The organism is Aquimixticola soesokkakensis, from assembly GCF_900172375.1.
Lineage (GTDB): Bacteria > Pseudomonadota > Alphaproteobacteria > Rhodobacterales > Rhodobacteraceae > Aquimixticola > Aquimixticola soesokkakensis.
This window is the reverse complement of the sequence record NZ_FWFS01000003.1, coordinates 223,617-248,047: the sequence shown is the minus strand read 5'-3', so window position 1 is coordinate 248,047 and position 24,431 is coordinate 223,617. Positions and strand designations below refer to the sequence as shown.

Sequence of the window (24,431 nt, the reverse complement as noted above, 5' to 3'; positions counted from 1 at the left end):
GAGGGCTGCATAGGGGGGCTTTGCCTCAGTAGTCCTGTTCGAAGAACACCCCCAGAGAGGTCTCGCCGCTGTCCTTTACGCCGCCCTTGACGGTGACATCCTTGGTCACGTCGAGGTTGAGGTTGATCTGGGTGTTGCCCTCGGCGTCGAGCTGCACGTCGGTGTAGACGTTGTCGGTCAGGTATTTGCCCGCCGACACCGCCAGCGTGCCGTCATCCGTGGTCGAGACATCCAGATCGTCGAGGTCGAACTGCTCGCGGATCGAATTCATCAAACCGCCCCCGTTTCCGGTCAGCGTTGCCACAGCCTGGGCAAGCTGCAGCGCTTGCAGCGGTGAAATATCCGACAGGGCCTGACCAAAGATCAGCCGTGCGAGAATTTCGTCATCGGGCAGGTCGGGCGAGGAGGAGAAATCGATCTCGGGATCGGACACAGACCCCGACACCGTTACGGTGATCGTGGCATCCTCGGTGGTTGTCGTGGCTTGCAGGTAGATCGTGGGGTCAAGGTTGCCCTGAAGCACGAGGTTCCCCGTTTGCAGGTCCAGACGGTTCCCCAGAATGTCGAGCCGCCCCCGCACGAGGTTGAACTGGCCCACGGGCACGATGTTGGCCGTGGTGCCCGTCACCTGTAGCGAGCCGCCCAGTTCCGCGTCCAGCCCGCGCCCGCGCACGAAAATCTGGTTGGGCGCCGAGACCCGCACCCTCAGGGCAATGCCGCCAGCGCTGCTGGTGGTGGTGGTCGCCCCAGAGGTCTTGTCGGTCTCGACCAGTCCGGCGCGCGCGAGGGTGCTGTCCACGGCACTGGTTTCGCCCGCGTGCACCACGTCGGGAATGGACACGGTGCCCCCGCCCACCGGCGCGGAAATATTTACTTCGGTTTCCTCAAGCGTCAGCCCCCCCGAGAGCAGGGGTTGTCCCGTCAATGGCCCCACAAGGCGCAGCGTGCCGTTGATGCGGGTCACATAGAGGTCTTCGGACTGGACACGCAGGCGCACCAGCCGGATCGTCAGATCGCTGTCAAACCCGTTGGACAGGCTCAACGGGCCGGTGACTTCGAACCGCCCCCCGTCATCCGAGCGCGCGGTGACATTGAGGGTAGAGCGCCCGCCCGACAGGGTGATCTGGGCACTGGGAAAATTGAACCCGTAGCCCATCGCGGGCAGGGTGACGCGCGCATCCGACGAGTTTACCGTCCCTGCAAGCGACGACAGGGCCAAGGGGCCGTCGAGGCGCAGGTTGAACGCGGCCGCGCCGGTCACCGACACCGTATCGGTGTAGCGGTTGGCCAGACCCAGCGGGGCTGTGCCGGTGATCGCAAGGTCCGCGCTGGACACATCCGCCCCCAGGGTCCCCGCGACTTTGGCTTTGGTGCCTGCGGGGCCGGTCAGATCGACGTTGACACCAAAGGCACCGCCCCCTGTGCGGCTGACATTGCCGCTCACGCCCAGCGGTCCGGACACGGCGGGCACGACGCGGGCCAGTTCGGGCAGGCGCGCATCGACATCGAGGTTGAAATCCCCACCGTCGATTTGCCCCGACACCGTCGTTGTCGCCGCGTAGGGGCCATTGGCGTCCATGTTGATTTCAATCGGGCCAGCGCCTTCGCGTTTCACGCTGCCGTTCAGGGCAAAGGGGCCGGTGGTCTGGGCCACGATGCGCGAAGCGTCGGGCAGGGCGGCGGCGATCTGCACATCGATCTTGTCGCTGGACACGGCCCCGATCACCGAGGCGGTGGCATTGTAGGGACCCGACGCGGTCACGTCGATATCCATCGGGTCGGTGGCGCTGGCGCGTTTGATGGTGCCGTTGACATCGAGCGGCCCGGCGGCACTGGGATAGACTTTGGACACGTCGGGCATTGCGGCGTCGATCGTCACGTCGATGGCCTCCTGCGAGACCGAGCCGATCACGCTGGCCTGCGCGTCATATGGGCCAGCGGCGCTCAGATCGACCTCATAGGGGCCGGCATCCTTGCGCGCTGCCGTGCCGGTCAGCGTCAAAGGCCCTTGCAACTGGTCCGACAGGCGCGCGGCATCATCGAGGCGCGCGTCCAGCGCCACGTCGATATTGTCGCCATCCACATCGCCATTGGCCGAAATGGTCAGGGCGGGGGTGGTCACGTCGAACTGGCGCAGCGTGGTGCCGGTTTCGTCGCGCTTGGCATCCACCGTAAACGCGGCTTCGCCCTCAAGCACGTTGTCAGCCTGGTCGATACCGGTCCGAAGATCGGTGCCGGTGCCCGTCGCTTTGAGGTCGAACGCGCCGCCCAGCAGCGCGGCGTCCCCTTCGAGCGCGAGGGTGACCGCCCCTGCGAGCGGGCGGTCGGCCACGGCGGCAAAACGGGTCAGATCCGGCGCGCTCAGGGTTGCGTTGCCTGACACCGGATAGCCGTTTTCCAGACCGCCGATGGTGGCCGAGGCGGTCAGGCGCACATTGCCTGCGCTCACTTGCAGGGATTTCACGTCGGTTGGCGCGCCGCGCTCCCAGGCGATGTCTGCGGTGCCTTTAAGGGTCTCGCCAAGGGCGGTGTCCAGATCGCTATCGCCGGTTTTCAAACTCTCGAGATCAAAGCTGACATCGGCCGTCAGCCCGTCGGCCTGCGTGGCCACATCGCCGTTGCGCGCAATCGTGCCGCGCCCCGTCAGGGTTGCGCCCGCTGCAGAATAGGCGCCGCGCTCGAACCCCTGGACGGTGATATCGGCGTTCCAGTCTTCGCTGGCACCCGCCTCGAACAGCGCGCGCAGATCGACGTTTTGCACGCGCACCGGCTCGCCCGAGAGCGGCAGCAACACAGGGCTGCCGTCCGGGCTGGAAATGCGACCGTCCAGATCGAAGGCCGTGGGGAATTTGTCAGCCCCCAGCGACAGGGTGCCCTCAAGCGTGATCGCGCGCGCATCCAGCGACAGCGCGCTCAGGTCCAGCGCGCCGTTGGGATACAGGGACCCCGTGGTGGTCAGCGCCACATCGGGGCCGAAAAAGTCCTGATACTGGGTGAGGAACAGGGCGGTGACATCGCCGCCAAGATCGACAGTGAAGGTGCGGGTCATCGGAGCGGGGTCCCCCGCAGCCACCGTCACATCGTCGCCGGTGTAGGGCTGCGCGCCAAGGGTGACAGCCCCTTGCAGGCGGGGCGCCCCGTTGGTGGACAGGTCCAGATCGGCGGTGAAGGCGTCAATCGGGCCGGAGCCGGTGAGCGTCAGATCGACGGAGGGGCTGTCGGGCAGGTTTGCCAGGCTGGCAATCACGCCGCCGCTTTCCTCGGTGACGGTCAGGTTGATATCGGCCACAGTGGTCGCGTCGTCATAGCTTGCGGCCAGCTGGAAGCTGCCAACGGTGCCGTCGATGCGGTTGATAGCCAATTGCGCTGTGCCCGCGCCATCCGCAAGCTGGGCATTGCCGGTGAGCGCGACGACGATATCCTCGGGCGTGTCCAGAATGGTCGGCCCCAGTGTCACTTTTGCAGCCGTGAGCTCGTCGATGGAGACCGAGACGGGCAGGTCAGGCAGCGCAAAGGGGGTGGCTTTGGCGTCGGGCACCGCATCGGTGAGGGCGGCCACGGGTTTGCGCGCCAGAATGATTTCATCCGCCGTCAGGCTTTGAACATCCAGACGCCCGCGCAGCAACAGCGCCGAGCGGTCCCAATCGAGGGTCACACCCGACAGCGTCAGCCAGGTGCCTTGACCATCGGCAATCGTCAGGCTTTCGAGCGTCGCCGTGGACGACAGCAGCCCTTTGAAGCCCGAAATGCGGATGTCACGGCCTTTTCCCGACAGTTTTTCCTCAAGGAAGCTGACGATGCGCGATTTGTCCTGGGCTTCCTGACGCGGGTCGGCGGCCTCGGCGTCGGCGGCGATTTCATCCTCGCTGCGCGGGGCCTGGGCCATGCCGGTGGGATCGTCCTGCGCGGCGGTCGCCGTGTCTTGCGCCGTGTCTTGGGCCCAGAGGGGCAGGGTGAGGGGCAGGGTGGCAAGCGGCAAGGCCACAAGGGCTGCGAAAAACGTCGAGCGTTTCAAAATAAGCTGTCTCAAAATGCTTGTCCGATTCCGATGTAAACCTGAATGCCATCGCCGGTCTCGCCCGACACAGGGGTGGCGACGTCCAGCCGGATCGGGCCGACGCCGGTGTTGTAGCGCAGGCCAAGCCCTGCACCCGCTTGGGATTTCGCGTCCTGACCGGGCACAGAAGAGGTGCCAACGGTGCCGTAGTCGTAAAAGCCGACAAGCTGAATTTTATCGGTGATCTTGCCGCGCACTTCGGCGTTGAGGCCAAGGTAGCCCAGCCCGCCAACATCCGCGCCGTCCTCTGTCGTCACGCCGAGCGATTGGTAGGGTTGTCCGCGCACAGTGCCCCCGCCGCCCGAGTAAAACAGCAGATCCGCAGGCGTGGTGTCCAGATCGGAGCCGACAATCGAGCCGGCCATCACACGCCCCGCCAGCACGATGCGGTCCTGCGCCCCAAGGCTGAAGTAGCGCCGCGCATCGCCGTAGAACCGTGCGCCCGAGGTCGAGCCTTGCACACCGATATAGGGGGTAATGTCGGCGGTATAGTAGTTGCCCGACACGGGGTTGAGGCTGTTGGGGCGGCGGTAGTCGCCTTCGATTTCGATGGGAAAAATGATGTGGTGGAATTCGCGCGTGCCCAGATCGTCGGTATCTTCGGAATAGCGATAGCCGATGCTGGCCGTGGCGTTGAAGGTCGGGCTGACGATGGCCTCAAGGCCGATCTGGCCCTCGACCAGTTTTGACAGATAGTCCGGCTCGTCCAGCCGCGACGCCGTTGCGGTGGCCACCAGCGTGGTGTCCGTCCAGAAGGTCGCGGGGCGGCGGTAGGTGGTCGACAGCGTGTAATCCTCGCCCGACGGGGAGCCGATGCCCGCCACTTCGGCGTCAAAGCGCAAACGATCCGCCGCGCCGGTGATGTTGCGGTGATACCAATAGGAGCTGATGGTCAGCCCATCGACCGAGGACAGCTCCGCGCCAAAGCCGAAGCGGCGGGGCTTGTAGTCCACGGTGGCGACCGTGGCATCATAGGTGCCATCGGGGTTCACGCGGTCGGCTTCGCTCAGCGAGACGGAGGTGAAGGTGCCCGTGCGTTGCAGGCGTGTGGTGACCAGTGTCATCAGGTCGGGGTCGTATTCCTTGCCCGTGGGGTAGCCTGCGATGGCGACCATCCGTTCGGGGCGCACTCTGGTCTCGCCCGAAAAGGTCAAGGCGCCCATGGTTGCTTTGGGGCCGGGGGTGATCCCGAGGGCGACATTCAGCGTTTCGCTCGGGTGGTTGGCGACCACATCCGAGCGGCTGAGGGCGGCCATCGGGTAGCCATCCTGCCGCCAGCCTTCGATCGCGGCGTCCTTGGCCTTGCCCACCAGCGCGGATTTGGCCACTTCGCCCGTCGCAAAGGCCTCGGGCACGGTATTGGCTTCGGCCACTTCGCGTTTGTTGAGGGTTGCCAGCGGGCCGACCTCGGCCTGTCCGAAAGAAAATTGCGGGCCGGTGTCGATGACAAAGAGGACATTTTCCACGGTGGCGGGCGGGTTGATCAGCTGGCGTTGGGACGCTTCGACACCGTCGATGTAAATATGCACGTTCGGGCCGTAGTAGCCGTCGCGATAGAGCACGCCGACCACCTGGCGATAGTCCGATTGTGCCGCCGAGATGATCGACTGGCTGTCGGTTTCATCCTCGGCCTGCGCGGTTTCCGTCAGCGAGACGCCCTTGAGCGTTTTCAGCAGGTCCTTGTCGAGATCGCCGTTTTGCGCATCGCTCCAGCGGATGTCGAGCGCCTGCGCGGGCTGGCTTGTCGCCAAACCCGCCGCCGCCACCAGAGCCAGCGCCACACAGGAGACCCCGCGGCGCAGCGCCTGAGCGCCGCGCGGCGCGTTCGTCGAAGGCGGGAAACTGTCAGCGACAGGCGGTTTGTTTGAATTGTGCAACTCGGACCTCGATCTGGCGTCTCATTTTGCGCGCTTTGAAAACGGCATGACTTTTCGTGATAATGTGCCCGAGTTTGCCTGAAAGGAAAGGGCTTGCGGGCGAAAACATGCCCAAAGCGCGATTGTTTCAGCCGCTCGGCGGAAAGTCGCGGTTGTGATTTGACGTGATGGGGATGCGCCTGTGGGCACGGCGGCGCGCGCATGCGACCTTTGGCGCGGTGTCTGGCGGGGTATCTGGCGGGGTGTCCCCTTGCCTGCGGGGCGTCGGGATGGCATGCAACGCACGGATTTACACTCTTTTTTGCCGCAAAGGATGCGCCATGATCTGTGCTTTTTGTGACTCAGGGCGGGATGTGGCACGGGTGGATGTGGCGCCGCGCAGTGACAGCGTGCCCCTGTGCAAGACCTGCGCCGAGGGGATCAAGGGCCATGATGTCCCGACAGATCACTGGCACTGTCTAAGCACGGCGATGTGGTCACAAGAGCCTGCCGTTCAGGTTCTGTGCTGGCGGATGCTCAACCGGTTGCGCGATCAGGCCTTTGCAGCGGATGCCCTCGAGATGCTCTACCTCGAGCCCGAGGTGCTGGACTGGGCGCAGTCGGGCGGATCGGACGTGATCCACCGTGACAGCAATGGCGATGTTCTGGCGGCGGGCGATACGGTGGTCTTGATCAAGGATCTGGTCGTCAAAGGCGGGGGCTTTACGGCCAAACGTGGCACCGCCGTGACGCGCATTTCGCTTTTGGCGGATACGGCCAGCCAGATCGAGGGGCGTGTCGAAGGCCAGCGGATCGTGATTCTGACCGAGTTTGTCAAAAAACGCTGACGCGCGGCGCAGCCGAAAGCGGGCAGCTATGCGCTGGGCGGGATGCCGGTTTGCGCAAGAATATCAAACACAAAGCCGTGACTCGTGACGGAAAAGCTTACATCCGTCGTAAAGGGTACAAGCCACGCAATTTGTCGCCTCCTCCCCGGGGCGACAGCCTGCGCATCTTTGTTTCGTTTTCATCACGTCGCGTGATCTTTGGACGCGTGATTTCTAAAGGATTTGATAGGTTTTGACTTTGAGAGGAATTTATAGCGTGCCGTGTCGCCTGCTTCGCCCCATCGTTTCGCATCGTCGCGCAAACAGCCCCCTGCGGGCATCGGCTTTGACCCTTGCGATCGCGCTTGGTGGCACTGTGTTCGCCACGGGCGCCGTCGTTGCGCCGCAGGTGGCCTTGGCGCAGGGCATGCCTTCCGCCGGACCGACCGAAGTCGGCATCGTCACCCTGCAAAGCGAGGCCGTGCCCTATGTGATTACGCTTCCCGGGCGCGCGGTTGCCTATGAGCAAACCGACATCCGGCCCCGCGTCGAGGGCACTGTGGCCGAAATCAACTACACCGCAGGCCAGAGTGTGGCGGTGGGCGACGTGTTGTTCCACCTCGACAGTGACACCTACGATGCCGCGCTCTCTGCCGCGCAGGCCGATGTTGCAGGGGCCGAGGCCAGTGTCACCGCCGCGCAGGCCGTCGCGGATCGCTATGCCAAACTGGCAAATCTTGCGGTAACGCAGGAGCAGATCGACACGGCCAATGTGACGCTGCTGCAGGCGCAGGCAACGCTCAGTTCGGCGCAGGCAGCGTTGAAAACCGCCAGGCTGAATGTCGAACGCACCGTGATCACCAGCCCGATTGCAGGCGTGGTCGAAGTGGCGGATGTGTCGATTGGCGCGCTGGTGACGGCCAACCAGACATCGGCGCTGACCACCGTGACGCGGATGGACCCGATCTATGTCGATGTGGCCGAAAGCAGCGCGCGTCTGTTGCGGGTGCGCAATCAGGTCGAAACGGGGATTCTGGAACGCGGCGAGGCGCTCGACATCGCGCTCACGCTGGAAAGCGGGCAAAGCTATTCGGGCAAGGGCACGCTTGTCAGCCCCGGAAATACGGTGTCCACCACCACCGGCAGCGTCGATTTCCGCCTCAGCTTTGACAATGGCGAGCGGGTGATCATGCCGGGCATGTTCTTGCGGGTGGATCTGACGCTGGGCACGACGCAGGCCATTCTGGTACCCCAGCGCGCAACATCGCGCGGGTCGGACGGGTCGCTGACCGCCTTTGTCGTCGAGGACGGCAAAACGGTGCAGGTCACGCTGACCTCGAACGGGAGCTACAAAAACGCGTGGATCGTGACCGATGGCGTCACCGAGGGCCAAAGCCTTGTGGTGGACGGCCTGCGCAACATGACCGCGGGCACCGAGGTGACGACCGTGCCGGTTGTCATCGACGATCAGGGCGTGGTCAGCGATGCACCAAGCGACACATCGGCTGATGCCGCACAAACCCCGCCGGCAACAGAGTAAGCGCGCATGATCAATTTTTTCATCGACAGACCCATCTTTGCGTGGGTGATCGCCATCGTGACCATGCTTGCGGGGGCGTTTTCGATCACCCAGTTGCCGGTCTCGCAATATCCCGACATTGCGCCCACGACCATTCGCGTCTCGGCCAGCTATTCGGGCGCGACCGCAAGTGCCGTGCAGAACTCGGTGACGACGGTTCTCGAAGATGCCATGACCGATGTGGACGGGATGCTCTACATGGTCAGCTCCTCGCGCGAAGGCTCGGCATCGCTGACGCTGACCTTTGACGAAAGCGTTTCGGGCGTGGATGCGCAAAACGCGGTGCAAACCAAGATTTCCAACGTCGAAGGCCAGTTGCCCGATACGGTGCAGACCGCCGGTGTGACGGTCACGCGCTCTTCCTCCTCGATCCTGCTGGTGGGGGCGATCGTGTCCACCGATGGCACCTATTCGACGCTGCAACTGGGCGATATTCTGGACGAAACCATCAGCGGACCGGTGCAGCGCACCACGGGCGTGGGGGGGATCAATTCCTTTGGCTCGGGATATGCGATGCGGATCTGGCTCGATCCGCTCAAACTGGCGCAATATCAACTGACGCCCACCGATGTGACCACCGCCGTGAGCAACCAGAACTCGACCGTGTCGGTCGGGTCGCTGGGGGACCAGCCCACAACGCAGGGCCAGCAGTTCACGGCCTCGATCACGGCGCAAAGCCAGTTGACGACCGTGGAGGAATTCGAATCCATCCTGCTGAAATCCGAAGAGGGCGGGTCGACCGTCTATTTGGGCGATGTGGCGCGCGTGGAAATCGGACAGGAAAGCTACGGGTCGGATTCGCGCTTTGACGGGAAAAACGCCGCCGGTTTCGGTGTGAACCTTGCAACCGGTGCCAATGCCGTAGAAACCGCTGCGGCCGTGCGCGCGACGCTGGCCAACCTGTCGGGGGCTTTGCCCGAGGGTGTGCAGATCGAATATGCCTATGACACGGCGCCCTTTGTGGAGCTGTCGATCCAAAAAGTGGAACACACGCTGATCGAGGCCATCGTTCTGGTGTTCCTCGTCATTTTGATCTTTTTGCAGAAATTCCGTGCCACCCTGATCCCGATTATCGCCGTTCCGGTGGTCTTGCTCGGGGCCTTCGCAATCCTTGCCGCCTTTGGCTATTCGATCAACACGCTGACGATGTTTGCGATGGTGTTGGCGATCGGCCTTTTGGTGGATGACGCCATTGTCGTGGTCGAGAACGTCGAACGGGTGATGGAAGAGGAGGGCCTTAGCCCGCGCGATGCCACCCGCAAATCCATGGGCCAGATCCAGGGCGCGCTGATCGGGATCGCGCTGGTGCTGTCGGCGGTGTTTCTGCCGATGGCGTTCTTTGGCGGCTCGACGGGGGTGATCTATCGCCAGTTCTCGGTGACGATCATCTCGGCGATGGTGCTATCGGTGATCGTGGCGCTGATCCTGACGCCCGCGCTTTGCGCTTCGCTGCTGCGCCAAAAACACGGGCCGGCGATTGCTCCGGCACGCTGGTTCAACCGCAATTTCGACCGCATGGTCGAGGGCTACGGCGCTCTGGTGACGAAATTCCTCTGGAAACCCTTTCTGGCGCTTGTGGTGCTGGCGGGGATCGGTGTCGCGGCTTGGGGGATCTACGGTCGGTTGCCGTCCTCCTTCCTGCCTGCCGAAGACCAGGGCGTTTTGATGACGATGGTGAATCTGACCGAAGGCTCGACCGCGGCCCAGACCCTCGCCGTTGTCGAGGATATCGAAGACTATCTGCTCAACGAGGAAAGCGAGGGCGTCGAGGCGACCTTTGCCGCCCTGGGCTTCGGGTTTGGCGGGTCGGGGCAGAACGCCGCGATGCTGTTCATCAAGCTCAAGGATTTCGAGGAGCGAACCGGTACCGATCAAACTGCTGCCGCCATTGCCCTGCGCGCGAATATGAAATTCGGCAACCTGCGCGCCGGTCAGGTGTTCTTCATGCAGCCGCCCTCGATTCCGGGGCTGGGCAACTCCTCGGGATTTGAGATGTACCTTGTCGATCAGGCCGGCAACGGCACACAGGCGCTGATCGAAGCCGCCGACACGCTGGTGGCCCAAGCCACCGCCGACAGCCGCCTGACCAATATGCGCGCCAGCGGCACCGAAGCGCAATCGGCCCTGCAGATCGACATCGATCAGCAAAAAGCCGAAAGTCTGGGTGTCACGGTGTCGAGCGTGAATTCGATGCTCTCGACCATCTTCTCGGGCAGGTCTGTGAATGATTTCATTCTGGGCACCTCCCTGCGTCCGGTGATCGTGCAGGCGGATGCGCCCTATCGCATGCAGCCCGAAGACATCGACAAATGGTATGCCCTCAATTCGGGCGGTGAAATGGTGCCGTTTTCGGCTTTCATGACCACGCAATGGGTGTCGGTCGAGCCGAGCCTTGCGCGCTATGGCGGCACCGACGCGCTGTCGATTTCCGGTTCCAATTCCGACACGGCCTCTTCGGGGGCGGCGATGGACGCGATGGAGGAACTGACGGCCAACCTGTCTGGCGGCTACGGTGTGGCCTGGACCGGCCTGAGCTATCAGGAACGCCAATCCGGCGATCAGGCGCCCTATCTGTACGCGCTGTCGGTGCTGGTGGTCTTCCTGTTCCTCGCGGCGCTTTATGAAAGCTGGTCGGTGCCCTTCTCGGTCATGCTGGCCGTGCCGGTCGGGGTTCTGGGGGCTTTGGCGGCGGCTTGGGCCTTTGGCCAGTCCAACGATGTCTACTTCAAGGTCGGGATTTTGACGACCATCGGTCTGGCGGCAAAAAACGCCATCCTGATTGTGGAATTCGCCAAGGACCTCGAAGCCGAAGGCAAGGAGTTGATCGCGGCGACCGTCGAAGCGGCCAAGCTGCGTCTGCGTCCCATCCTCATGACCTCGCTGGCCTTCATGCTGGGCGTTTTGCCGCTGGCCACGGCCTCCGGCGCGGGGGCTGCGGCGCAAAATGCCATCGGCATCGGGGTGCTGGGGGGCATGTTCACCGCGACCTTTATCGGGGTGTTCATGGTGCCGTCCTTTTATGTGCTGGTGCGACACCTGTCGGACAAGAAGGCCCGCAAGGCGCATAAAGCGCGCGCCTGAGGGACTTTTGCAACCATGTGAACGGGCGGGCCTTGCGGGGTCCGCCCGTTTGCTTTTGCGCCGCGCGCGCCCCCCGGGGTCACGTCACGCTTTGTGTCAAAGGTTTCCAAGGCCGGGAGCGGATCGTGCTGCGGATGGACAAAATCCTGCCAAGCGGGCATAGCTACCCAAAAGACGGCCCCGCCGAGGGCAACAGAGAAAAGCGAGTGGTGTCATGTGCGGAATTGCTGGATTTGTCTTGAGCGACCTTGCGCGGGCAAGCGCCCCCTCTGACTGGTTGGGCGAAACCGCGCGCGAGATCGCAGCCCTGCCGCTGGGCCTTGAAAGTGCTGCCCCCCTGGGACGTGCGCTTGACGGATTGCTGGCGCGGTTTCCCGATCTGATGTCGTGCGGAACGGCGATGGCCGTCGATGGCGCGGCTGCGCTGCGCGCCGATGTGGAGGCGATGGCCCAAGCCCTCGGCGCCCATGAGGCGGCGCTGGTCGCGATTTCATCGGCGGGCAACACCGATGTCGATCCGTTGATCGAACGGGTGCGCGATGTCTTGTGGCAGGTCGAGCGCGAAATGCTGGGGGCCATTGCGCGCATCACCGATCTGCTGGGCGATCTGCGCGCGCCTGCGGCCTTTGCGGTGGCCTTTGGTGCAGAACATGTCATCACCGCCATTGACCGGCTTGAGGTGCGCGGACGCGACAGCGCGGGCATCCATTTGCAACTCAGCGTGCCGGCGCTGGCCTCGAAATCCTTGCTGGCTGCGCTGGGCGCGGAGGCGGATTTTGCGGCGCGTCTGGGCGATCTGTCCGCCGGCCATCTGGCGATCTCGCTTGCGGGGGAGGCGGATGCGCGGATCGTTTTGGGCTTTACCTACAAAACCGCGAATCTGATCGGCCGTCTGGGCGACAATGGCGCGGCCTTGCGCGCGGCGATCAAAGGCGATGCGCTGTTGTGGAAAGCGGCCGCGGTGGCCACGCAGCTCGATGTGCTGTCGCACACGCGCTGGGCCTCCTCGGGGGTGATTTCCGTGGCCAATTGCCACCCGCACAATGCCTCCGTGACCTCCGACCGGCAGGGCGACGCGGCGGCGGGCCAATGGGTGAGCGCGCTGAACGGCGATGTCGACAACCACCACGAGCTGGGCGATGTGATCCTGACGGCCCATCAGCGCGCCGTGGCCAGCGACATCACCACTGACGCCAAAATCATTCCCATCGCCTGCCGTTTTGCCGATACGGCGGCGCGCGGCACAAGCTTTGACACCTTCCGCTCGGCGATCCGCCGCCTTGACGGGTCGATGGCGATTGCCGCGCTCTATGCCACCCATCCGGGCGAAGTGATGATCGCCCAAAAAGGGTCGGGGCAGGGGATGCATCTGGCGCGCGTTGCGGACGGCTGGATGTTTGCCTCCGAAGTCTACGGGCTTGCGTCGCTCACGCGGCGATCTTTCGATATTGCGCGCTCGCTGGCGGGCGGTGTCGCGGTGCGGGTCCAGGCGGGGGCGGAGGGCTTTGATCTTGTGTCGGTTGCGGATGGCGCGCCCGTCGCGGCCAAAGACGCCGATATCCAGATCTACGCGCGCGACATTTTTCGCGGCGATTATGCGACCTTCTTCGAGAAGGAAATCAACGAAGGCCCTGCCTCGGTCGCCAAGACCCTGCGCGGGCGCTATCGCCGTGTCGAGCGGCGCGTCAGCTTCGACGGGCTGGCCAATGACATCTGGGCACAGCTGCGCGAGTTCGCCCGGGGCACCGTCAGCCGTGTCTATGTGATCGGGCAGGGCACCGCCGGTGTGGCCGCCGAAGGCATTGCCCATCTGGTTGAACATGCGCTGGCCTCGGGGCCCTACCGCGCCTTGCCGGTCCATGCGCTGCGCAGCTCCGAACTTTCGGCGGAAATCGATCGCTTCGATATGAAAAACGCGCTGGTGATTGCCGTGTCGCAATCGGGCACGACGACCGACACCAACCGCGCTGTGGACCTTGCGATCGAGCGGGGCGCCTTCGTGCATTGCATCGTGAACCGGCGCGGCTCGGACCTTGTGCGCAAAGCCAATTCGGTATTTTACACCTCCGACGGGCGCGACATCGAAATGTCCGTTGCCTCGACCAAGGCGTTTTATGCCCAGCTTGTGGCGGGCAAGCTGACCTCGCTGTTTTTGGCCAATGCCCTTGGCACCATGAGCAGTGCGGAAATCGAGCGCGAGATTGCCGATCTGGAGGATTTGCCCGAAAAAGTTTCGCAAGTCCTTGGAAATGAAGCGCAAATCATCGAGGCGGCGCATGAATTTGCCCCCAAATCCCGCTATTGGGCGGTTGTCGGGTCGGGGGTGAACCACATCGCGGCGATGGAAATCCGCATCAAGCTGTCCGAGCTGTGCTATAAATCCATCCCCGTCGATTTCACCGAAGACAAAAAACACATCGACTTGTCGACAGAGCCGCTGACGCTGGTGATTGCCAATGACATCCAGCCCGAACTGCTGGGCGATCTGGTCAAGGAAGTTGCGGTGTTTCGGGCCCATAACGGCAAACCCCTGGTCTTTGCCGCCCAAGGGCCGGAGGCGGAGGCCTTTGAAGCCTATGCCGAGCGTGTGGTGGCACTGCCTAAAACCGGCTCGTCGCTCGGGTTCATTCTGGCGGCTGTGGCGGGGCATTTGTTCGGCCTGCATGCTGCGCGCGCGATTGACGAGGGGGCGCAGAAGCTGCGGCTGGTGCTCAATGCGCTGGGCGCCTGCGAGGCGGGCGAGGCCGGTGCGCTGGAAACGGCGCTTGGCGGTCTGGACGCCATCATGCAAGAGGTTGCCGCCAGCCATTTCGACAGCGGGTTGCGCGCCGCCGATATCGGCCAGCTCGCCCTGTGGCGCGCGCGCCTTGCCGCAGATGCGGCCCCCGATCAGGTGACCCGGGCCCTGCGCGACATCCGCCATGTGTTCGAGGAAACATCGCGCCCGATCGATACCATCCGCCATCAGGCCAAAACCGTCACCGTGGGCACGTCGCGCCCCGATGACGTGCTTGCGCCCGTGGTGCGGGAGGCCTTTGGCGCGCTGAAGCTGGCCGAAACGCAACTATCGACGCGCGATCGCAAGGCGCTGGCCTCGGTGTCGCGGCTGATCGAAAGCGTCAGTGCCGCTGACCATTTGTGTGTCGAGCGCAGCCAGCAGATCACGCGGGTGCGCTATGCGCGCGGGGACACGCGCGCGCTTGGCGTCAGCTACGCGACCCTGCGCGAACCCGTGGGCACCCTCGGGCTGGCGCTGGACCAGACGCGGCTGACGCTGGGCCGTGCGGCAGGGGAGGCGTTGGTGCTGGCCGTGCCGATCTACGCCGAGGACCAATCGACCGTTGCAGGGGTCTTGCAGTTGACCGTTGCGCTGCACATGGCCGCGCCCCGCGCGCAAAAGGTCGCCGCAATCAAGGCGTTGGGCCATTTCGGGCCGCTGCTGCGGGTTTGGGAGAACTGGTTCGATGTGGATGCCGAAACCATGCTGATCCATCAGATCGGGCAAGCAGACCCTGAAACCGTCCTCTTCCACCCCTCCCTGCTGGAAGAGCAGGCCGAACAGGTGGCCAAGGCCAGCCGTGCCGGTTGACAGATGAAAGTGAGGCTCCAACCATGACCCGCAATGACCAAAGCAACCTGCCGCCCGCAACCGTCGAGGCCCTGCGCGTGGTACAGGAAGAACTTGAGGCGCTGGAGCTGCTCAAGGATCATTTCGACACGGATTTTCCGGTGGTCGTTGATCAGATCCTTGGTCTCAAAGGCCGCGTGATCGTTGCGGGGATGGGCAAATCGGGCCACATCGGGCGCAAGATTGCCGCCACATTCGCCTCGACCGGCACGCCCGCAAGTTTCGTCCATCCCGCTGAAGCCAGCCATGGCGATATGGGGATGATCACGCCTGATGATCTGTGCCTGTTGATTTCCAACTCCGGTGAAAGCGCCGAACTGGGGGATATGATCGCCTACACGCGGCGCTACGGCGTGCCGATGGTGGCGATCACCAAAAACGAACACTCGACCTTGGGCCGGCAGGCCGACCATGTGTTGCGCCTGCCCGACGCGCCCGAAGCCTGTTCGCTGGGCCGCGCGCCCACCACCTCGACGACCCTGACGCTGGTCTTGGGGGATGCGTTGGCCGTGGCCGTGATGAAGCTGCGCAAATTCGACGAACGGTCGTTTTTCAAATACCATCCGGGCGGCTCGCTGGGCGTGCAATTGATGCCGGTGGACACGTTGATGCACCGCGGTGCGGCGCTTCCGGTGGTCCGCGAGGGGGACAACATGGGCGAGGTTCTGGTGGAAATGACCGCCAAAGGGCTTGGCATTGCGCTGGTCGTGGACGGAGATCACCACCTGACGGGGATTGTCACCGACGGGGATTTGCGGCGCAATCTCAGCGGCTTGATGGATAAAACGGCGGGCGATATCGCATCGACCTCTCCGCGCACCATTGCGCCGGATGCGCTGATCGAAGAAGCGGTGGCGCAGATGAATGCGCGCAAGGTCAGCGTGCTGCCGGTGGTGGATGCGGCGGGCGTGCTTGCGGGGGCGATCCATATTCACGACTGTTTGCGCGCTGGTGTGCGCTAAGGCCGCGCAGGCCGTTGCCAGTTTTTTACGCGGGCGGTGCGCGGTTTTTGGGCAGGCCACCGCCGCCGCTTGATTTATGGCCGAGGTGCCGCCAAGAAGGGCGCAGATTTTACCGAACAGGACCCGATCCCAATGGAGACCCCGCGCGTGATGCAAGAGCCTGCCTCGGAGGGCCGCAAGCCCACCCTGTCTAGTCGCCTTGCCGCAGAGCTGCGCGAGGCGATTCTGGATGGGGATCTCAAGCCGGGATCGAAGGTGAATCTTGACCAGCTTCGCCGCCAGTATGATGTGTCGCTGTCACCGATGCGTGAGGCGGTGAGCCGTCTGGTGCCGGACGGTTTGGTGAAGTTCGAGGACCAGCGCGGTTACACGATCACCCCGATTTCTGTAGATGACCTGCGCGAGGTGACCCTGCTGCGTGCCGATCTGGAAACGGCGGCCTTGGGGCATTCGATCGAGCGCGCCGGCGTCGATTGGGAAGGCGAGGCTTTGGCCGCGCTGCACCGTGTGACGCGGTTGAAACGTGATGCAAGCGATCGCCAGTCGATCCGCATCTGGGAAGAGGCACATACAAAGTTCCACATCGCGCTCGGTGCGGGCTGTGCCATGCCGCATTTGCTGCATATGTGCGAAGTGCTGCACAATCTCAACGAACGCTACCGCCGGATTCTGGACACCTCGTCGCAGCGGGCCGAAGGGGCTGCACGCGAGCACACCGAAATATGCCAGGCGGCGGTGGATCGCGACAAAACGCGGGCGATGTCGTTGCTACGCACCCATATCACCCTGACGGGCACGATTTTGGCCGCCGAAATGGAAACCTCTGCACGCTTTCAAGGCTAGGGCCGAAGCCCCTCTGCCGTGCACAGAGAAAGCCCCCCTCTGCCGTGCACAGAAAAAGGACGACCCGAGGGCCGCCCTGCGTTCTGAAATAGCCGTCTAAAATGTCCTGAGGCAGCTATAGCGGCGCTGCGTGACAGACAGATGACGCTCTTTCGATTTCGAAGCGTTTTTTGCAAAGCGCGACCGCGCCGCGCGGCACGTTATTTGCGGCTGCGTTGCGCGCTGGTCTGCGGGGCTTTTGTCGGCGCGGCGGGCAGGCGCTCGGCGCGCCGCTCGCGCAGGTACAAAAGCACTTCGCGCACTGCAAGGCAGGTCATGAGAGCGAGGGCAACCTGATCGAAGCTGATGGAATGAAAGGTCATGGTCGTCTCTCCGTGTGTTTGATTGATCCTGTTGTTGCCAGCAAATCGGGCAACATCGTGGCGCGTTGCGGGCACGGTCGGATTAAATGCAAAAAACTTGGAAAAGACGCCTGATTGATCCCGGGGCGGCAACACAGCCTTTGCGGCTGTGCCAAAGCTGCGCGGCCCTTAGAGGAAAGGGTCGTCGGCATATCCCACGCCCGCAAGGTACAGCCCTTGGGGGGGGCAGACGGGCCCGCAGGCGGCGCGGTCGCGCGCCTGAAGCGCGGTGGTCACATCCGCAGGCGTCCATGCCCCCGATCCCACCCGTTCCAGCGTGCCCACAAAGCTGCGCACCTGGTTGTGCAGGAAAGAGCGCGCGCGCAGGTGAAAGCGGATTTCGGTGCCAAAAGGGATGTCATGCGCCTCTACACGAAATTCATCCAGCGTTTTGACGGGGCTGGCCGCCTGACACATGGTCGAGCGGAAGGTGGTAAAATCATGCAAGCCCAACAGTCGATCCGCCCCTGCCTGCATCGCCGCCACGTCCAGCGGATGGGTGACCTGCCACGCCAGCCCCGCATCATGCACCAGAGGCGCGCGCCGCGCGATCAGGCGAAACAGATAGCGCCGCTCATGGGCGGAATGGCGGGCGTGCCATGTGTCGGCGACGCGCGCGGCCTTCAGAATAGCTACCGGCGCGGGCTTGAGGTGGTAATTCAGCGCCTCGGACAGGCGAAACGGGTCCCAATCGCGCGTCAGGTCGCAATGCGCGACCTGGCCTGTCGCATGGACGCCCGCATCGGTGCGCCCCGCCGCGCCGATGTGATCAAGCGCGGGGTCAAGCCTGCGCAAGGCCTCCTCGACGGCTTGCTGCACGGAGGGGTGGGATTTCTGGCGCTGCCAGCCGGAAAACGGCGCGCCGTTGTAGTCGATGAGGAGGGCATATCTGGGCATGGGCAGCAGATAGCCCACAGCAGCGCGCCGCGTCCAGTGGGGAGCACCCTTTCAACCGCACGCGGCGCTGCTTATGTTGGAGGCAACAGGTAAAAAGGGACAGGGTTTTGATCCTCAACGATATTGCACAGCGTCTTACCCGCAGCGTCGAAGCCGTGGGGGACACCACCCGCGAGGCGCTGTTTGAACCGGTGATCCGCATCGGGGTCACAGGGCTGAGCCGTGCGGGCAAGACGGTGTTCATCACCTCGCTTGTCGCCAATCTGCTGGATCGCGGGCGCATGCCGCAATTCGGCCCTTCGGCAGCGATTACGGCCGCCTATCTGCAACCCCAACCCGACGACACGGTGCCCCGTTTCGAATTCGAAACCCACCTTGCGGCCTTGAGCGCCCCCGATCCGCATTGGCCCGACAGCACCCGCGCCGTCAGCCAGTTGCGCCTGTCGTTTCGCGTCCAGCCCACGGGGCTGTTGGGGGCGGTGAGCGGTCCGCGCAGGGTGCATCTGGATATCGTGGATTATCCCGGGGAATGGCTGCTGGATCTGGCGCTGATGGATAAATCCTACGCCGACTGGTCGCAAGATGCCCTCGCGCGGGCCAAATCGCGCGGCCATGCGCAGGAATTTTTGTCGGCGCTCGAAACCGTCGACGGCACCGAGCGCCACGACGAGCCGCGGGCCAGATCCCTTGCCGACAGTTTCGCGGCCTCGCTGGTCGGGGCGCGCGAAGCGGGGTATTCCGACTGCACGCCGGGGCGGTTCCTCTTGCCCGGCGAAATGGCCGGATCGCCCGCGCTGACCTTTGCGCCGCTTCCACCGGGCGAAGCCCCGCGCGGGTCGCTTGCGCGCGAATTCGAACGCCGTTTCGAGGCTTATAAAACCAAAGTCGTCAAACCGTTCTTTCGCGACCATTTCGCGCGGATCGACCGTCAGGTCGTGCTGGTGGATGCTTTGGGCGCGATCCACGCCGGACCAAAGGCGGTCGAGGACCTGCGCCAGGTGATGGCCGATATTTTGGGGGCCTTTCGTCCGGGTCGCAATCGCTTCCTCAGCCAGCTTTTGAGCGGCAAGAAAGTCGAGCGCATTCTCTTTGCCGCCACCAAGGCCGACCACATCCACCACACCCAGCATCCGAAATTGACGGCCATCATGGAGGCGTTGCTGCGCGATGCGCGCGACCGCGCGGATTTTGCGGGGGCCAAAACCCAAGCCATGTCTCTGGCGGCGATCCGCGCCACGGTGGAAACGCAAATGCCCCATGAGGGCAGGGACCTCGACTGTGTGTCGGGGCGCTTGCCCAGCGGCAAACAGGCGGCGTTTTATGCCGGCGAGTTGCCAAGCGATCCGGCGCATATTCTCTCGCCCGCGCGCGCCGGCGCACAAGACTGGCTGGACGGAGATTACGAAATCATGCGCTTCGAGCCTGCAAAGCTGACCCTGAAGCCGGGGGAGGGGCCGCCACACATCCGCCTTGACCGCGCGGCGCAATTCCTGATCGGAGACAAATTGTGAGCGACGAGACGCCAAAAGCGCCCAAATCCGGCCCCCGCCTGTTCGAACTGGACGAAGCCCCGCTTGAAACCCCTGCCACTGCGGCCCCCGTGCCCGATATCGCGCCTTTGGGCCAGAGGGCCGCGATGGCGCGCGTGGCGGTGCTGGCCGCCCGCAAGCCGTCGGCTTTGGCGCGCTGGTTCTGGCGGTTGTTCTTTGCGCTGTTCACCTTTGTGCTGGGGATTGCGGCCTATGAATTCGTGCTGGGGCTGATCGCGCAGAACCGCTGGCTTGGCTTTGGCGCGCTGGCGCTGGTCGCCGCCTTCGTTGCGGTTTGTCTGGGGGTTGCGCTAAAGGAACTGGCGGCTTTCGCGCGGCTCAAGCGGCTGGACGGGGTGCATCGCGCAGCCCTTGCCGCCGCACAGACCCACGACCTGACTGCGGCGCGCGCCGTGACCAAACGGCTGACGACGATGTACGGCGGGCGTGAGGCACTTAAATGGGGCGTTGCGCGGTTTGGCGAACGCGAGGCCGAGGTGTTTGATGCCGACGGGTTGCTTGGCCTTGCGGAGGACACGATGCTGTCGCCCCTCGATGCCGCCGCGACGCGCGAGGTCGAAGGCGCGGCGCGCCAGGTGGCCGCCGTTACCGCGCTTGTGCCCATCGCTCTGGCGGATGTGTTCACCGCGCTGACCGCCAACCTGCGCATGATCCGGCGAATCGCGGAAATCTACGGCGGTCGCTCGGGCACTTTGGGCTCGTGGCGGGTGACGAAATCCGTGCTCACGCATCTGGTGGCGACGGGGGCTGTGGCCGTGGGCGACGATCTGATCCACTCGGTTGCGGGGGGGACGATGCTGGCCAAAGTGTCCCGCCGCTTTGGCGAGGGCGCCATCAACGGGGCGCTGACCGCGCGCGTTGGCGTGGCCGCGATCGAGGTCTGCCGCCCGTTGCCCTTTGTTGCGGCCAAAAAGCCCAGCGTTTCGGGCATCTTGAGCCGCTCCATGACCGGCCTGTTCGACCGCGCCGCGCAGTAGGCATCAAATCCGAGTGATTTTGTCGGCGCAACATGGCAATTCCTGAGTGTTTTTATTAACGAGTAAAATAGTCAAGTATCTGATTTAATTGCATAAATTTCTTGAACTCTGCTCTGCGCCGCGCTATGTCTTGACGGGTAAAAGGCAGACAGCCAAGCGCATGCGCCCAGCCATCCACCGACCTAGATGCCCGAGACACTCGGCCTTCCCAAACCGGAGAGATGTTATGACCACCGCTTGCAAATCCTGCGCCTTCTTTGAAACCGCCGCCGCGAAAATCGACCACGCTGGCCTGTGCCGGTTCAACCCGCCCGTTTTCCTGACCGAAGAAGAAAAGCGCGGCGTTTGGCCCGTTGTCAGCGACACCGACTGGTGTGGCCACTTTTCGGACGAGCCGACCAAACACTAACCACCCGGCCCGCCAGCTGCGGCTTTGACCAAAGCCCTGCGTGCCGTTTCGCCCGCGCTCTCTCGCCCGTCCTCTCGCCAGCCCCGCTGGGTGCGCGCCAGATAACCAGCCAGATAGCGGCCCGTTTGACCGGTCCCGGGTCCAAAGCCCGCCCGCCTTGCCAGACTGTGAAAAAGGGATGCGCGCTGCGTGTCCCTTTTTTGCGCCTTGCGCGGGGAACGGCGGCAAGGGACGGCGGCGGGGCAAGGGGCGTTATTTTGGCGGGTTTACCGCCCTTCGCGCAGCGCCTATAAGGCGCGCATGGACCGTGCTTTTGCGATTATCATTCGAATTAGCAGCCCGGCGCTCTGATACTGAGCTGCCGGGACAAGGCGCATGGAAGACCGCGCCGCCCCTCGTTCCTGAATGACCCCTCCCAGACCGGAAAACCACATGTCCAACGACACCACCGCCCCGTCCGATACCCCCGATTACAAAACCACCCTCAACCTGCCGCAGACCGATTTTCCGATGCGCGCGGGCCTGCCCAAACGCGAACCGGAATGGCTGGCGCGGTGGGAAAAGCTTGGCGTTTACAACAAGCTGCGCAGCACTGCGGGCACGCGCACGCCCTTCGTTCTGCACGATGGCCCCCCATATGCAAACGGGCATTTGCACATCGGTCACGCGTTGAACAAAACGATCAAGGATATGGTCGTGCGCAGCCATCAGATGATGGGCTTTGATGCGCGCTACATCCCCGGTTGGGATTGCCACGGTCTGCCCATCGAGTGGAAGATCGAGGAACAATACCGCGCCAAGGGCAAGGATAAGGACGAGGTTCCGGTCATCGATTTCCGTCAGGAATGCCGTAAATTTGCCGAAGGCTGGGTCGACATCCAGCGCGGCGAATTCAAGCGCCTCGGGATCACGGGCAACTGGGAAAACCCCTATCTGACGATGGATTACCACGCCGAAGCGGTGATCGCCGAGGAATTCATGACCTTCCTGATGAACGGCGCGCTCTATCAGGGGTCCAAACCCGTCATGTGGTCGCCGGTCGAAAAGACCGCGCTCGCCGAGGCCGAAATCGAATACCACGACCACAAATCCCACACGATCTGGGTGCCGTTTGCGGCGCAATCCGGCGCTGAAGGTGATCTGGCGCAGGCCCGCGTGGTGATCTGGACCACCACCCCGTGGACGATCCCCTCGAACAAGGCCGTGGCTTATAACCCCAAGATTTCCTACGGTCTTTTCCGCGTGGACGCCACGCAGGACGAAAGCTGGACCGCGGCGGGCGAGACCTACATCTTTGCCGATACGCTGGCCGAAGAGGCGCTTGGGAAGGCGCGCGTTACCGAATTCACCCGTCTGCGCGACGTTAGCGCCGACGAACTGGCGGCGCTGACGCTCAAGCACCCCTTTGCGGGGCTGGATGGTGCGGAAGGGTTCTGGGACTACGACGTGCCGATGATCGACGGCGACCATGTGACCGACGATGCGGGCACGGGCTTTGTGCATACCGCGCCGAGCCACGGGGCCGACGACTACGAGTGTTTCGTCAAACGCAACTGGATCGACCGCATGACCCACAACGTGGGCGAGGAAAGCGAATTTCTCGCGCATGTGCCGTTCTTTGCAGGGCAGCGCGTGTTCGATCACAAGGGCAAAGAAGGCAAAGCGAACAGCGCCGTCATCGCCAAGCTGGTCGAAGCGGGCGGCATCATCGCGCGCGGGCAAGTCAAGCACAGCTATCCCCATTCGTGGCGCTCCAAAGCGCCCATCATCTTTCGCAACACGCCGCAGTGGTTTGCGGCCGTGGATCGCCCGCTGGAGGACGATCTGTCCACCTATGGCGATACGATCCGCAAACGGGCGCTGACCTCGATCGACGAGCTGGTGAAATGGACGCCGGTCACGGGGCGCAACCGTCTGTATTCGATGATCGAATCGCGTCCCGATTGGGTTTTGTCGCGCCAACGCGCATGGGGCGTGCCGCTGACCTGCTTTACCAAAAAGGGTCTGCTGCCGAGCGATGCGGATTTCTTGCTGAAGAACGCCGAATTGAACGCCCGTATCAAGGCCGCCTTCGAGGCGGAAGGCGCGGATGTCTGGTACACTGCGGGCTTCAAGGAAAAGATGCTCGACGGGATCGTCGATCCGGATGCCTACGATCAGGTGTTCGACGTGCTCGACGTGTGGTTTGACTCCGGCTCGACCCATGCGTTCGTGCTGCGCGACCGCGAAGACGGCGCGCCCGACGGGATCGCGGATGTCTATCTCGAGGGCACGGACCAGCACCGCGGCTGGTTCCATTCCTCGCTGTTGCAAGCCTGTGGAACCAAAGGGCGCGCGCCCTATAAAAACGTGGTGACACACGGGTTTACGCTGGATGAGAAGGGCATGAAAATGTCCAAATCCCTTGGCAACACCATCGTGCCCGAAACCATCGTCAAACAATATGGGGCCGATATCTTGCGGCTTTGGGTGGCGCAGGCCGATTACACCGCCGACCAGCGGATCGGGCCGGAGATCCTCAAAGGGGTGGCCGACAGCTATCGCCGCTTGCGCAACACCATGCGCTACATGCTTGGCTCTTTGGGCGATTTCACCGAAGAGATGCGGGTCGATGCGGCTGACATGCCCGAGCTTGAGCAATGGGTGCTGCACCGCTTGGCGCAGCTCGACGAGACCGTGCAGGCGGGCTATCGCAACTTTGAATTCTCCTCCGTCTGGACGGCGATTTTCAACTTTGCCACGGTCGATCTGTCGTCCTTCTACTTCGATGTGCGCAAGGATGCGCTGTACTGCGATGGCGATACGCTGGAACGGCGCGCGGCGTTGACGGTTCTGGACCTGCTGTTCCACCGCCTCACCAGCTGGCTTGCGCCGATCCTTGTCTTCACGATGGAAGAAGTCTGGCTGGAACGCTTCCCCGCCGAGGACGCCTCTGTCCACCTCACCGATTTCCCCGCAACCCCTGCGGCGTGGAAAAACGAAGCACTCGCTGCGAAATGGGCGGGCATTCGCCGCGCGCGGCGCGTGGTCACAGCCGCGCTGGAAATCCAGCGCCGCGACAAGGTGATCGGGGCTTCGCTGGAGGCCGCACCCGTGGTCCATGTGAGCGATGCGGCGCTGCTGGCAACCTTGGCCTCGGTGCCGTTTGACGATCTGTGCATCACATCGGCGGTCGCGCTGACGGGGGACGCGGCCCCTGCCGAAGCCTTCCGCCTGCCCGAAGTCGAGGGCGTCGCTGTCGTGTTTGAAACGGCTGAAGGGGACAAATGCCAGCGCTGCTGGAAAATCCTGCCCGATGTCGGCAGCCACAGCCACGCAGGCGTCTGCGGGCGCTGCGATGAAGCCCTTGCCTGATCGCTAGGCG

14 protein-coding genes are annotated in these 24,431 nt (G+C 63.5%); 10 read left to right on the top strand and 4 right to left on the bottom strand.

Annotated features, from left to right (window positions below; all coding sequences use genetic code 11):
- Positions 1 to 25: 25 nt before the first annotated feature.
- A complete protein-coding gene (locus AQS8620_RS05575) occupies positions 26 to 4,030 on the bottom strand; it encodes a translocation/assembly module TamB domain-containing protein (RefSeq protein ID WP_143267432.1) in 4,005 nt (1,334 codons plus the stop codon).
- Entirely contained in the window at positions 4,027 to 5,934 is a 1,908-nt protein-coding gene (locus tag AQS8620_RS05570) for an autotransporter assembly complex protein TamA (protein ID WP_143267431.1), read from the bottom strand. Before AQS8620_RS05570 ends, AQS8620_RS05575 begins: the two co-directional genes overlap by 4 nt.
- Before the next feature lie 320 nt (positions 5,935 to 6,254).
- Here AQS8620_RS05570 and AQS8620_RS05565 point away from each other — a divergent pair, with 320 nt between their 5' ends.
- The 6 genes from AQS8620_RS05565 (at position 6,255) to AQS8620_RS05540 (ending at position 16,833) form a co-directional block, all read left to right on the top strand.
- Positions 6,255 to 6,761 carry an alkylphosphonate utilization protein gene (locus tag AQS8620_RS05565; protein ID WP_143267430.1) on the top strand — a complete coding sequence of 169 codons (507 nt, stop codon included), beginning with the start codon at positions 6,255 to 6,257 and terminating at the stop codon, positions 6,759 to 6,761.
- 325 nt (positions 6,762 to 7,086) lie between these two features.
- Complete coding sequence (locus tag AQS8620_RS05560) at positions 7,087 to 8,280, top strand: efflux RND transporter periplasmic adaptor subunit (RefSeq protein WP_234990376.1); 1,194 nt, start codon at positions 7,087 to 7,089, stop codon at positions 8,278 to 8,280.
- Between the two features lie 6 nt (positions 8,281 to 8,286).
- On the top strand, positions 8,287 to 11,400 hold the full coding sequence (locus tag AQS8620_RS05555; protein ID WP_085835850.1) for an efflux RND transporter permease subunit: 3,114 nt from the start codon (positions 8,287 to 8,289) through the stop codon (positions 11,398 to 11,400).
- Positions 11,401 to 11,638: 238 nt separating this feature from the next.
- Positions 11,639 to 14,989, top strand: a complete 3,351-nt coding sequence (locus tag AQS8620_RS05550; protein ID WP_143267429.1) for an SIS domain-containing protein — start codon at positions 11,639 to 11,641, stop codon at positions 14,987 to 14,989.
- A gap of 23 nt (positions 14,990 to 15,012) precedes the next feature.
- Complete coding sequence (locus AQS8620_RS05545) at positions 15,013 to 15,990, top strand: KpsF/GutQ family sugar-phosphate isomerase (protein ID WP_085835848.1); 978 nt, start codon at positions 15,013 to 15,015, stop codon at positions 15,988 to 15,990.
- A gap of 132 nt (positions 15,991 to 16,122) precedes the next feature.
- The gene (locus AQS8620_RS05540) at positions 16,123 to 16,833 is read left to right on the top strand and encodes a GntR family transcriptional regulator (protein ID WP_085835906.1); all 711 of its coding nucleotides are present in this window, start codon (positions 16,123 to 16,125) and stop codon (positions 16,831 to 16,833) included.
- 200 nt (positions 16,834 to 17,033) lie between these two features.
- Here AQS8620_RS05540 and AQS8620_RS17010 read toward each other — a convergent pair whose 3' ends face one another.
- Positions 17,034 to 17,195, bottom strand: coding sequence for a hypothetical protein (locus AQS8620_RS17010; RefSeq protein WP_159453200.1), 162 nt, complete (start codon positions 17,193 to 17,195; stop codon positions 17,034 to 17,036).
- Between the two features lie 168 nt (positions 17,196 to 17,363).
- The gene (gene truA / locus AQS8620_RS05530) at positions 17,364 to 18,131 is read right to left on the bottom strand and encodes a tRNA pseudouridine(38-40) synthase TruA (protein ID WP_085835905.1); all 768 of its coding nucleotides are present in this window, start codon (positions 18,129 to 18,131) and stop codon (positions 17,364 to 17,366) included.
- A 107-nt stretch (positions 18,132 to 18,238) separates the two neighbouring features.
- On the opposite strand from truA, the gene AQS8620_RS05525 reads away from it, so the two are divergent.
- The 4 genes from AQS8620_RS05525 (at position 18,239) to ileS (ending at position 24,421) form a co-directional block, all read left to right on the top strand.
- Positions 18,239 to 19,642 carry a YcjX family GTP-binding protein gene (locus AQS8620_RS05525; protein WP_085835846.1) on the top strand — a complete coding sequence of 468 codons (1,404 nt, stop codon included), beginning with the start codon at positions 18,239 to 18,241 and terminating at the stop codon, positions 19,640 to 19,642.
- On the top strand, positions 19,639 to 20,658 hold the full coding sequence (locus AQS8620_RS05520; protein WP_085835845.1) for a YcjF family protein: 1,020 nt from the start codon (positions 19,639 to 19,641) through the stop codon (positions 20,656 to 20,658). The genes AQS8620_RS05525 and AQS8620_RS05520 overlap by 4 nt, the downstream gene beginning before the upstream one ends.
- 226 nt (positions 20,659 to 20,884) lie before the next feature.
- On the top strand, positions 20,885 to 21,067 hold the full coding sequence (locus tag AQS8620_RS05515) for a hypothetical protein (RefSeq protein WP_085835844.1): 183 nt from the start codon (positions 20,885 to 20,887) through the stop codon (positions 21,065 to 21,067).
- A gap of 432 nt (positions 21,068 to 21,499) precedes the next feature.
- Positions 21,500 to 24,421, top strand: a complete 2,922-nt coding sequence (gene ileS, locus AQS8620_RS05510) for an isoleucine--tRNA ligase (RefSeq protein WP_085835843.1) — start codon at positions 21,500 to 21,502, stop codon at positions 24,419 to 24,421.
- The last annotated feature ends 10 nt before the right edge of the window (positions 24,422 to 24,431 follow it).